Source organism: Calyptranema fuscum S582, assembly GCF_055793305.1.
The window spans coordinates 158,678-171,997 of the sequence record NZ_JBSLYH010000006.1 but is presented as its reverse complement, the minus strand read 5'-3'; the positions used below and the strand labels follow the sequence as shown (position 1 = coordinate 171,997).

The window sequence follows — 13,320 nt, the reverse complement described above, 5'->3', positions numbered from 1 at the left end:
AGTGCGGCAGAGCCGCACTCTCTCAAAAAAGTCATGCAAGTTATTTTTGTAAAGATACTTAGATAACATGGGTGGCCTGGGATTCGAACCCAGAACCAGCGGATTAAGAGTCCGATGCGCTACCGTTGCGCTAGCCACCCGTATACTCCAATCTTACCACTGAGTGGATGGTCTTCTCTTTTTAACGAGCATTGCTGAAGCCGACATTACTGCTTGTGGGGATGAATTTGAACACGAACCCAGAGAGTTTATGTTCAAATTCATCCCCTTATTTAAGGATTAATGATACAGAGATAATAAAGCCATAAATCTACATTTGCACACAACTCTTTTTCATGGGTTAGTTCTAAGCCATTTTTCCAGGAATAAGCCTTAACCTGACTAAAATCGGGTGTTAGTTGATTGATTTGTTCAAGCGGTCGGACGTAATAAGTTTTTAAGCGGAAATTGTGAGATTCATCTTTAATAATGCTATAGGTCGAAGCCTTAAGCTGAGGGCGTGTCAACGAACGATTGAAGAGTCGCAGTAGCCCTAACATAATCAAATTGACATAGGTTGTCAGAGGGTTGCAACTCAGCTGATTTTTCCAGTTCAACTCTCGTTCCATTCCTTGCAAATTGTGGCTTGAAAAGAAGAAATATCCTCCAGGTTTACCCACCCGCTTCACTTCTTGAAAGACTTTCAATCGATCAACATGAGAAATTGAATCAATCCCATTAAAGCTAAATAAAATAAAGTCAAACGAATGATCCTCAAATCGACTCATATCTCTGGCATCGCAAACTTCAAACACTGCGGCAGGAGATGACGTGGAAAAACGCTTTTGACACGCTGCAATCATATCCGTAGAGTAATCAATGCCCACATAGTTCAGCACTAATTTAGAAAAGTGTGCCGTAGTGCGCCCACCCCCCACCCCAATATCTAACATTTTCATCTTTGACCATTGACCTCGAAGCAACTCAAGAATGCTTTGTTCGGCAGGTTGTAGCTGACTTAACTGAGTATAATGATGCACCACACGACGGGCAGTGTAGGTATGCTGGTTAGAATCAAGCATTCAGCATCAGGCTTGAGTCGGGCTGGCGATCGCAGTCTATTAACATTTCATGGCTATTTATTGGGTGTACAATACCCTACCATGATTGCGATACCTAAATTTGAGCGCCCTGTCAAAGAGTTATTGCCTTACACCATTGAGTTAAAAATAATGGGTTGAAAAGCGGTGCTCCGTGCCACTTTTCAACCCATTACCGTTCTATTTCTGAGTAAGGAATCGCCGTCAACTCTCGCAAGGGCGCACCAACTCCACCTCCGTGATAGCAGAGAGAACTTAATCCCTGATTGACCCTAATTGACCACATTGAGGGAGGCGATCGCCGGTTTTGGGGCACGCAAGTCTGCTTCAGATAAGTGGGGTGTCTGAACATAGACCGAATCTAGCAAGATATCCAATACCCCTGCCTGAGCCGCCGTTGAGATTGCATGGTGAGTAATCAAATCACCCACATTCAAAATCACATTGTCTTGAGCATCTAACACGACCCGCATTACCGGACGACCCAAAGCTCCTTTAATACGACGTTCTATCCACTGTTGCTGTAAATCGCGACGGGCATATTTCAGTTGCGACCACAGTTGACGCGCACTAAGCTTGATTTGCTCTGCCCCATAATATAACTGTTCGCCAACCGTTTGAGCTGTTGAACCCAGGCGATCGCCTGTGGCTGCTAAAGCATTGGTTGCACTATGACGCGTCGCAGTACCTGTGGATAACCCAACCGCTTCCAACAAGTCTTGTTCTAAGCGATAGTTTTTCGCCCGCTCAATCACCGATCCGGTGACAATTTGCCCCTCAGCCGCAATGATAAATCCATCAGCGGTTCTGACCATGTGGCGAACTCGACGCCCCAGGGATTGCTCAACCACATAGCCCGCAACAACACCATCTACCTGACGACCCAATGCCGTTGACACACGACCACCCGTTGCCCGATACAGTTCGTCTAATCCACCCCATTGCTGGGCAATTGCTGCCATCTCTGCGGTTACAGTTTGTCCCGCTGTCGCGATTAGGCTACCGTCGGGGGTTGCAACACTCCATTGTGCGACTTTACCGATGACAAACGCTTTCTGGGCAGCGGGATCGACCACCGTATTGGTTACAGATGCGATCGCAGAACGCTGACCTTGTTGAAACTTCGCACTGGCTTGATTAGCTGCCACTTGCAGGCGATCGCTACTTTCCTGAGCAGCGTTGTGTAACCGTTCTCCTGTTTGATGAGTTGCGGCTTGCAACTGATTGCTCGCCCGCTGGCGCACACTTCCTCCGGCGGCACGGTAGAGCTGGTCAAGCACGCCTCTTTCCTGAGCTGAATTTGCATCTGCTGGGCTAATGATTTGCCCTTGCCTGACAACGACAGCACCATCCAGGGTAGAGACATCTTTTTGAGCCACCTTACCCACAGCAAATGATTTCTGCTCAGCGGGGCTTACAATCGCGTTGGCAACCGACATTTCTGCTTGACGTTTTACTTCTTGCAGTTTGTAATTGGCTTCCTGCGTTGCCAGTTGCACCTTATCCCCAGTCGCTTGGGCAGTTTCCTGCACCTTGGCACTGGCAGATAGCATTGCTCCCTTAATCCCGCCGACCTGCTCTTCCATCAAGTCTGCGACGTCCGGTGGTACGAAAGCAACATGATGACCAATTTTAATTGTTTGGGGTGCAGGCACAAACGACTTACCCGTATAAGCATCGGCAAATAGTCCACCCGATACTTCATACCCTTCAACTTGACCAGTTTGTTCGTCAAAGTAAAGGTCAACCATTCGACCCAGATTACGCCCTTCTGTTGTCATAATCTGAGTTCCTTTCAGGACATTATTGCGCTTCAAAATCTGCTTGATTAAATCAGATTGACTTGCCGAAATAACACTTTCCCGAGACGGTGCAATGATAGCATCTGAGCCGATCGCTTTTATATCCTGTAGGAGCAAAACTCTTGCCTCACGCAGGAAGCCAGCTTCTTCAATCAGTAATGCCAACAATTGGTTGTCATCTTGATCAAAAATCAGATCTTGCACACGACAGAATTTCTCTCCGGTATCATATGCAACAATTGTTTTATTGATGATATCTGTTCCCTTGCGCATTTTTGATATCTCCTGAAGGCTTACTTCTGAGTATTTATGGATAAATTGGGATCGTTAGACGGATGAACGTTACTAACATAATTTCTTTGCGCGCCAAAGTTAGGAACAACGTCTATAAAGCCGAAGTATTCCAGATAGCCCGTTACACCTACAACAGCGACAAGGAGTAACCCTGGTACCCAACTATTATCTGATTTCTGACCGACTAATCTAGGCATCTTTGACCTCCCATTAATTTTGATACGATCTAGGAGCGGAGGCGCATCCGGGGGCATCAACTTCACCCCGATTTGGCAACTCATCTCAATCTTTTCATCTACCTTGAATTCTCAAAGCCAATTATAAATTTGAACGTGAGACCTATAGGTTTCGCGCTCAAATTCGTGTGTAAAGCTACAACGCTTGAAAGGTAAAGGAAGATTGCTCCGGATCACCGATCCCCTAACCCAGAGTTCTCCGTGAGAAGGTAACAGCTTTGCCTGAATGCGTAAAGCTATATTGTTTCAAACGAAGCCTGAGTTTTAGGGTCGAAGACACCCCCGCATTAGAAATGCCGAATCTCTTACGCTGCTTTCTCTTTATTAAAGTCTACACCTGAGGCTCCAGCATCGTTCCACAGTTACAGGTGTCGTGATTAGTATCTCTATCGGAAGTACGGACTTACTAAAAAAGGCACCTGGATAGCCTTATTGACAAAGGATTTAGGATCGCTATATTAATTGATGTATTATAAAAACCGCTCAGCTTCTATTTACTTTCTAAACATACAGGAATCTCAAGCGTAAACTGAGTCCCTTTGCCCGGTTGCGAATTACAACTAATTCGTCCTCCGTGTTTCTCTACAATAATCTGGCGACTAATCGATAATCCTAATCCAGTCCCACGTCCAACCGCCTTAGTAGTAAATAAATGATCAAATATCTTCTCTTGCACATCGACAGGAATTCCTGATCCGTTGTCTTCAATATGAATTTTGACCATTTGAGAATCTGCCGAAACTTCAGTACGAATCATAATTTGATTAGGATTCTCCTGAATTTCACTAAATGTTCGAGTTTGATTTAATTCATCTAACACATCAATTGCATTAGATAAGATATTCATAAATACCTGATTGAGTTGCCCCGGATAGCAAGTAACTAACGGTAAATCTCCATAATCTCTAATTACTTTGATCTCAGGTTGTTTCTCATTGGCTTTAAGTCGATGCCTCAAAATCAATAACGTGCTTTCTAAGCCTTCATGTAGGTTAAATGTAACTTTATGAGATGTATCAGATCGGGAGAAAGTTCTTAAAGAAGTACTAATATTGCGAATTCGGTCAATCCCAGTTTGCATAGAAGCGACAATCTTAGGCAGATCCTCTAGAAGATATGCCAAATCAATTTCTTCAGCGTGTTCTTCAATTTCGGGATCTGCCGGATATTTTTTTTGATAAAGATAACAGTGATTCAATAAATCTTGCGTATAGTCCTGAATGCAGCGCAAATTACCGCTGATAAACCCTACAGGATTGTTGATTTCATGAGCAACACCCGCGACGAGTTGACCGAGTGTTGACATCTTTTCACTCTGAACCAGTTGAAGTTGGGTTTGTTGCAGTTGATGGACAAATTCAGATAACTCAGCCGTTCTTTGCTCAACCCGCTGTTCTAACTCCTGATTGAGCTGCTGTAACTTGGTTTCAGTTATAGTTTGTTCGGCAATTTTTTGATTCAGCAATATATTTTGATCTTCCAATCGCTGGGTCAAGTGATAAAGCTTTAAGTGCAACTTGACACGAGCTAATACTTCTTCTTGCTGAAAAGGTTTAGTGATATAGTCAACAGCCCCCAATTCTAGACCTTTCACCTTATCAATCACATCTGACAGCGCTGTCATGAAAATAATAGGGATAGCTTGAGTACTTTCACGTTGCTTCAGCCGTTGACAGGTTTCAAATCCGTCAATTCCTGGCATCATCACATCCAATAAGATGAGGTCAGGTTTAGCATACTCGGCTTGTTCAATCGCAGATTCTCCATCTGTTGCGACTAACGTTGTCCAATTCTCATCACGAATCGCTTCCGATAGCACTTTCAGATTGGTGTGGTTATCGTCAACGAGAAGAATTCGAATCAAGTCAGAAGAAGGTGTGATTAAGGAGAGAGTCATAGTCGTCACTCTGACATAGTAAATGGGCTAGTACACCAAATTAAAAGTTTTGAGAGGGGTGGAGATTCAGAATCGCTACGGACAAAGTTTCTTCAAACGTTAGAAGGGCAGACAAAATCAGGTACTTACAAATATTTTCTACGGCAAAAATTATTCTTCAAAGCGGCAACATTGACTTAGACATAAGCAGGGTTACGATTCCGATTTTAAGTTCCAACTGTGGCATTCTTGTGACAAAACAAAGTCCGACTGGGAGAATTCTTAGAAAGCAGTACCTGTTGCTCAAAGAATACCCCACCGATTTCCCAATCTCTCACCTCATAGCCAAGGCTCCATGTCCTTCCCCATTTAGGGGTATGGAGAATCTTCACGGAGAGAAGCCAGCTGATCCAAAAGAAATTCTCGTACTTTTTTGGTTTGAAACGCTGTCAGAAATGGCTGTAATTTGGATGCGAATACCATCAGCTTAGGATCATGACTCATCATCTCCTCTAAAGCTGTCTCAATCCCTTGCAGATTACCCATTAATGAAAGGTGATAGAGTTGTTCAAGCATATTTTCTGGAGGAACCGTCATCTCAGCCGTAGCTACATGTGCTGACTTGGCCATAGGGTTCTGAGGTTCACCACATTGATGCTCTCGATACAGCCATTCTAATTTGAGTTGATTTTGTAGAACTGTGAGTAACTGATTCAGTTGGATTGGCTTCGGTAAAAATGCATTGGCACCTGCCTTTAGGCTTTGCTGACGATCCGATTCAAATACATTTGCACTAGAAACAATGATTGGTACATCTTTAAGTTGCGGATGATCCCGAAGTTGGCTCATGAGCGCAAATCCATCCATCATGGGCATAGACAGGTCGGTCAACACTAAATCAGGTTGGTGAGTTGACGCTAAATCAAAGCCGGTCTGTCCATTATTTGCTTCAAGAGTGATGAACCCAACAGGTTCCAGCAAACTGACTAACATTGAACGAGTTTCTGAATTGTCATCTACAATCAAAATCTTAGGATGCCCTGATTTAACACCAATAATCTCCTGAGTTTGAGACGTTAGCCCTGCCAACATCGGATCGACAATGGCGGGTAGATTTAGATCAATCCAAAAAACACTACCTTCGGCAGCCTGGCTTTGTACATTTAATTGACTACCCATCAGCTCGACAATTCTCTGGCTAATCGATAATCCTAAACCTGTACCCTCTGATTTACGAGATGAATCTCCAACTTGTTCGAAGGGGAGAAAGATTTTTTCAAGTTGTTCTGGTGTCATCCCAACACCCGTGTCCTCAATCTGAAAACGGATGGTTGGATTTACACGATGAGAAGAAGAGGAGGATACAAGATCTTTTTCCTCTTGGTTCTCTTCCCTTATCTCAGTTGTAAATACATCCTTCCGCCTTTGACCGTCTCTGGTTTCTTGATGTCTACTATTGTTTGAATCTTGTGTTTCCTGGTCAAGAATTTGAACCTTAAAAGTAACACTACCCTGATCCGTAAATTTAACAGCATTGCCCAGAAGATTGATCAACACCTGGCGGAGCCGTTTTTCATCAACGTAGATCCGCTGAGGTAACTGATCTGCGATCGCCACCTGAAAGGTAAGATCCTTTTGTTCAGCCCGAATCCGACAAATTTCAGCGACACTGTGTAAAAACGCTGGAAAGTTAACATCGTTGGGATAGAGTTCTAACTTCCGGGCTTCAATTTTTGATAGATCAAGGATATCGTTGATCAACATCAACAAGTGAGACCCACATTGATAGATAATCGCAATGCCTTCTTGCTCTTTGGGAGTCAGTGTTTTAGAACGTTCTAAAACTTGAGCATAGCCCAAAATACCGTTCAGCGGCGTGCGTAATTCGTGACTCATATTCGCCAGAAACTCGCTCTTCGCCTGATTGGCAGCATCAGCAGCGTGTTTCGCTTCTGCCAGTTCTTGAGTTCGTTCTTTAACCTTTGCTTCTAGTGTTCTGGAATAATCTAACAGTTGATAGTTGGCAAATTCCAATTGCTGGTTGGTTAACTGCAACCGTTGGTGTTTAAAGGCAGCCGTCGTCAAAATAGTACTGATCGTTAACCCCATTAATGGAGAGACAACCGGGATCAGCATGCCGCCTAAAAAGGTGAGATACGCACCACCCATCAGCAGGCACCCTGCCCCAAATGCAGCAATAAATGGTCTAGACGTCCAGCGCTTTCGTGTTCCTTCCCGATGATTGATGGTTTCCAACCACCAACTGCCAACCGAACCTGCCATTGTCCAAATCAGAATCCATACCCCTTGCGACGGTTCTGACCATCCCCACAGCATAGCGCGACCTTCGGTCGCACCCCGAATAATCTGGCTGACTAAATTTGCGTGGATAATGACGCCGGGAGTGGGGCTAGTCGCAGAAAACCAGGAGTTGCTATAGGGGGTTTCGAAAAAGTCATTGGTGCTACTGGCAATTGAACCAATCAAGACAACGCGATCGCGCATTAGCTCAGGAGCAACCTTACCTGCCAAAACATCTTGCATAGGCACCGTTTGAAAGGCAGACTCCGCCCCCCGCCAATTCATGAGAATTTGGTATCCTCCCAAATCAGTAGTAGAATAGCCCGCAACCCGAGCTTTCATCGGCGTAAATATGGCTTGCCCTAAACGAAACTTTTGTTGATTGATATCAACAGATTCCAGGGTAATACCCTCAGCTTCCAGGTACTTTAATGCAGCGGCGGCTCCCAGGCTCATTTTGACAGTGCCTGCCGCTTGAGAGTCTTCTGCCGAAAGCAGGGCTCGACGAATTTTACGATCTGCATCTAACACTAAATCTGCTAGAGCAACCTGATTGACTTCCTCTAAGGCGGGCGGAGGAGCAACACGACCACTTGTAATCCGCTCAATCCCTAACAACTCAGGCGTGTTGCGAAACACGTTGGCAAGGTCTTCATACCCTGGCTCTTCTGGCAGATCTCGATAAAGATCTAAGCCAATGACTCGGGGTTGCTGAGCATGAATTTTTTCCAATAACTCTGCCAGAACCTGATCTGGAATAGGCCAGTCGCCGATAGCAGCAATGTCTGCCTCGCTAATGGTAACAACTACAACTTTATCTTCAATCGCTTCATGGGGTCGCAGGCGAAAAAATTCATCTCGAACTGCCCACTCTAATAAATTGAATATACCTAGAAAACTACCCGCGATAATGGCAGTCGCAACACCAGGTGTAATTATCCATACACTGCGGTGTTGTTGAATAATCGCTCTAAGTTTCTTCCACATGGGAGTTAAGGAACAAGATCGATAGAGAACATGGTGCTTTGCACGGGATTATAGCGCTGTACGGGTTGATTCAATACGGCGTTGTGGAGCACGGAGTGCTCCACAACGCCGTTTCTGTACTTAACAAACTTGCACACCGCTATAGTCGAAATTACTATTTTTTAGAAAGATCCTTTCATTTAGAAAGGGAACCCAAAACCTGATCAACTCTGAATGAAGTCATCGTAAAAAAGAAACCCTGTTTTTGGTGCGGCGCGATGCACCGCACCAAAAACATAGTATGGGTTTTCAAACGAATTCGATATCAGAAGGGAACAACGAAGCATTCTAGCCTTGATCGTTTGGGGTTACGAATGGATCTTAGTCAGCCGAGACAGTCGTAATCGGTGTGGCTACCACTTCGTCAAGCCCGACAGAATTAAGCAATTCTTCCCATTCCTGGGTAATAGCTTCACTCGTGGGTTGTTCCATGCGTAACGTTGCCCACAGGGCAGCCGTGTCATACCAAACTCCATTCTCAGCCAGCACTGTCGCAGATTCTACAGGGTTAGCTTGAGCAAGGGCCAAAGCCAGAGTAGAATCCGTTTCAATCCGCCGAACCCAGCCATCGACAAAGGGACTGGCAGGTGTTAAATTACCATCCAAATTCAGGGTGAGATACCACTGATAGTTTTTGTCGATTTCCAAAGCAGGTGCATCTTCTGGAAGTTGCACCGTAATAATGCCTGCCTCGCCAGAGATAGGGATCTCCATGCGGTAGACCAGATTACGGTTTTCATCCTTCAAACTGAAGACAGCTTCTTGAGCAGTAGAAGCCGGAAGATATACCAAAATTGTTGGATGTGCAGACAGAGTAGTGCCGTAGAAGCTATCAGGCATCAGAGCCATCATCGACAATGGTTGACTGGCTAATGCGCCATTGGAACCATATAAATTTGTCCTTGAGGCTCCTGCATCGGCATATGTAGGAGATGCATTATCCGGTGGTGGAGTAAACCCATTGCGAGAAGCACCCCCACTGCCATTCTGTGGAGTTGCATTATCCGGTGGTGGAGTAAACCCATTGCGAGAAGCACCCCCACTGCCATTCTGTGGAGTTGCATTATCCGGTGGTGGAACGAAGCCGTTACGGGAAGCACCCCCACTGCCATTTTGTGGAGTTGCATTATCCGGTGGCGGAATGAAGCCGTTACGGGAAGCACCCCCACTGCCATTTTGTGGAGTTGCATTATCCGGTGGCGGAATGAAGCCGTTACGGGAAGCACCCCCACTACCATTCTGTGGGGCTGCATTATCCGGTGGTGGACTAAATGTAACAGCGTGGACTGGTTGAATGGCAGCGTCCATCATTCCCACCACGAGAACCATTCCTCCCAGTGTTTTCAGGAAGTTACGTTTCATTGTGTGGTTTCACTTGGTAATTGGAACATAGAAATCAGTTGGAACACACTTTTTTGCCGAGTTTGAATGTCTAGCCTCAAGCCTGAACAGGAGATACCTTTTATATAAGTAGATAAACAGAAATAGAGATACGCCATTTTCAGGCCATGTGCGCTGAGGGCGCGCACCTCCTAAAAATAAACAGGTACTGTATTTTGTCTAAGTACTTATCAAGATTCCCTATTCTCATCTTAGAAAGATTAATCACATTGGGATTCCGCAATTCCTCGTATTTACTTATCCGATACCACCGTAGTTTTACTTATTTTCTATACGAATCCTCTTTAAAGCTAAGTAGAACAAAGGAAATCTATGGGTATATGCCCCCTTGTGGCAACGGAATCTTTACAATCCTGTTGGTAATCCTATTGGGATTAAGGCTCATTTTCGATACAGCCATTTTCAATTGATTAAGCCACAGATTTTTTGTTGTGTGCCGCGCTCCGCGCGGCACACAACAAAAAATCTAAACATATTCAAGCGCGAAGCGCTGTAGGTCAATAGAGTACTTCACGCCCGAATCGATAACGGGCGTTGTGTGATCGCCTCGCGAAACGAGGCGATCACACAACACCTTACACGTCACACCCTTGAGCAGATTGAGCCATACATTACAACCAATTTCCGACCAGAACATAGGCTGACCAAAAAAATGGATCCGTATAAATCGGGTCTGCCAGCAAAGATTGCTGTGCTTTCTGCAACGCCGTAGCTTTGGTCGTACCAGGGATTTCCAATTGCTGATAAAAAACGGTCATGAGTTGAGCAGCGGCTTGATCTTTAACGGGCCACAACGTTGCTAGAGTAGAGCGAGCGCCAGATTTGACGGCTAAGCCTGCCAGCCCTAATACAGCGCGATCGTCACCCGCTGCCGTATCGCAGGCACTCAAAACCAACAGCTCAATGGTTTCTGCCTGACTATTGGCTCGACTCTGCAATAATTCGGACAACTCCCAAATGTTGATTTGCCCGTCCCAGGTCAGCAGGAATGTATCATTTTGGTTGGAGCTAAATTGCCCATGGGTGGCAAGATGAACCACATTGGTTGACCCCCTGCGTAACTGTTGAGCGATCGCCTCTTTAGTAAAATCTTGATTTAGAACAACAGGTGCCGAAAGTAACTGGGCAATATCATTGACTTCTGATTCTACGGCAGGAAGAGCACTGAAAAGTCCACGGGCTTCGCTGATACCACCGACCATGGCATGAATGTGCTGTTGATCCAACGGTTGTGCCGTCATCAGTTGTAAGCCCGGAGAAAGGGCGATCGCATACGTTTGGATGACATACTGTTGTCCATCATGAAGCGCTGCCATGGGTACATTGCGAAGCAGTCCATCTAGAACAAAAACCAAGGTTTTGGTCTCATCCAACAGGTGATCGGCTTCCGCTGGACGAATCAACCAGTTATAGACTTGTTGTGCATAGGCCAAGTGTTCTGCCCGATCGGCTGAGGGGTGAAGTGCAGCCAATAACGCATGCAGAGTATCTTCGACATCAGATTGACTGACATCGGTGCTGTAATAGTGTAAAGACTGACCTGGCATCGAGACGATAACCGCTAACCGATCGGGCAAGATGATCGGATAGATGACAGTCGCGGTGCGATCGACCTGGTCAATTTGTTTGGGTTGAGCATCCAGACAGGCTTGTCGTAAAAAGTTATCGAGTTCTGCCAGTTGCAGACCTTCAATCAGTTCTCGCGCCTGGGTCAGTGACGATTGATTGGGGCTACCAGCCAACAATAATTCCACCAATTCTCGATAAATGGGTTCAACATTTTCTCGGAAAGAAAATTGAATATCTGGATTAATTGCTACCAAATCTCGGCGTAAGGATTGCAATGCGTTAACCGATTCAGTGTATGCAACGATCGCATCCTGGCGCTTTCCTTGATAGTTCAAGAGTTGCCCTAGCTGCCCTGCCGATTGTGCAACCAGGTCTTCTGCCTGGGTGTTACGAGCGATCGTAAGGGACTGCTGGGTCAGGTCAATCGCCTCCGACCATTGTTGGGTTTGTCGATATAACAACCCCAATTGTCGGAGTGCATGAGATTCTGCACGAGAATCTTGAATCGTCCTTGCGGACTGCACCGAGGTTGCCAGCAATTGTGCCAATGATGAATAAGACAAAAGGGAATCTGGCAGGGAATCGTCCATCAAACTATGGGCAAAATTCACGGTGGCATAAATGGCATCTCGGCTCGGTGGCAGTTCAGTTAATTGTTGCTGAATCAGAGGAATCAGGTTTTCTACCTGTTGCCATTGGGCTTGCTGAATCGCGATCTGAAGCTGACTTAAGCGTGCATGTACCTGATCGATAGGAGTATGGGCTGCTTGTTCTGCGGCTTCAAAGTAGGCGATCGCAGTGGTCGGATCATCCAACTCGGCTGCCAGTTGACCAATATTCAACAGCGTAGAACTCAGTTCATTCACTGCCCCAATGCGTCTGGCGATCGCTAAACTTTGCCCCAGGACTTCATAACTACTTCTAACATCGCCAATGACCTGCAATGCCGTGCCAAGACTGCGCAACCCACTGACCTTCAAATCAGAATCAGGTAGGGTTGCCAATTGTTGATTCAAATCGTCTAACCGTCGTCTGGCTCGCTGATAAAACCCTAAACTTTGCAGAGCTTGCGTCTGATTGATTTGGCTGCCCAATGCACCCAATTCATCACCAGCTTGTTCATACAAACGTTGGGCTTGCTCCCAGGTAGCCAAAGCTGTTTCAGCTCGCCCCTGATGCAGCCATAAACTGGCTTGTGTATTCAGTGCCTGTGCTCGCAAAATTGGGCTGGCAGGCGGATTGGCACGATCGAAAAGTTCTAGACTCTGGTTAATCGCATCCTGAGCCGCATCCCATTGATTGAGCACTTGATAGGCTGAGGAGAGATAGCTCAGTGCCAATGCCTGCTGTAGAACATCTCCACTGGCTGCGGACGCAGCAACGACAGCTTGCCAGGTGGCGATCGCATCTGCAAATCGACCCGCTGTGTAAAACTGTTTTCCTACGTCTATTGAAGGAGCTGTGTTTTGTGGTGGTGTTACCTCAATTGGAGGAGATGAAGATACTTCGGTACTGGATGCCCCAGAGAATGGTGCAAGAGTCGCATGAACAGCCGTAGGTATTAGGGTTAAAAACACGCCTAACGAGGCTAAGATAACGAGTTTCCAAGTCTTTTTCATAACAATAGTTAGCTCTGCTAATAAATAATGACTGGGATAGAGAGTAGGTTACTTTTTTTAAGGCTTACTGGTTTAGCCTGGAGTGCCTTGGTTGAAGAGTTATGAACAATCAGAGTT

6 protein-coding genes and 1 tRNA gene are annotated in these 13,320 nt (G+C 45.7%); all 7 read right to left on the bottom strand.

The window, feature by feature from the left end; all coding sequences use genetic code 11:
- Nucleotides 1-68 precede the first annotated feature (68 nt).
- Nucleotides 69-140, bottom strand: a tRNA-Lys gene (locus tag ACR6Z4_RS06510).
- A gap of 132 nt (nucleotides 141-272) precedes the next feature.
- The gene (locus ACR6Z4_RS06505; protein WP_479716422.1) at nucleotides 273-1,061 is read right to left on the bottom strand and encodes a class I SAM-dependent methyltransferase; all 789 of its coding nucleotides are present in this window, start codon (nucleotides 1,059-1,061) and stop codon (nucleotides 273-275) included.
- Between the two features lie 290 nt (nucleotides 1,062-1,351).
- Nucleotides 1,352-3,154: a PRC-barrel domain-containing protein gene (locus tag ACR6Z4_RS06500; RefSeq protein WP_479716421.1), complete on the bottom strand. Its 1,803-nt coding sequence runs from the start codon at nucleotides 3,152-3,154 to the stop codon at nucleotides 1,352-1,354.
- Nucleotides 3,155-3,901: 747 nt separating this feature from the next.
- Nucleotides 3,902-5,308, bottom strand: a complete 1,407-nt coding sequence (locus ACR6Z4_RS06495) for a sensor histidine kinase (RefSeq protein ID WP_479716420.1) — start codon at nucleotides 5,306-5,308, stop codon at nucleotides 3,902-3,904.
- 348 nt (nucleotides 5,309-5,656) lie between these two features.
- Complete coding sequence (locus ACR6Z4_RS06490; RefSeq protein ID WP_479716419.1) at nucleotides 5,657-8,575, bottom strand: CHASE2 domain-containing protein; 2,919 nt, start codon at nucleotides 8,573-8,575, stop codon at nucleotides 5,657-5,659.
- 360 nt (nucleotides 8,576-8,935) lie between these two features.
- A complete protein-coding gene (locus ACR6Z4_RS06485) occupies nucleotides 8,936-9,976 on the bottom strand; it encodes a DUF928 domain-containing protein (protein ID WP_479716418.1) in 1,041 nt (346 codons plus the stop codon).
- A gap of 650 nt (nucleotides 9,977-10,626) precedes the next feature.
- Nucleotides 10,627-13,203 (bottom strand): CHAT domain-containing protein, encoded by a 2,577-nt coding sequence (locus tag ACR6Z4_RS06480; RefSeq protein ID WP_479716417.1) that lies wholly within the window; start codon nucleotides 13,201-13,203, stop codon nucleotides 10,627-10,629.
- Nucleotides 13,204-13,320: the final 117 nt, after the last annotated feature.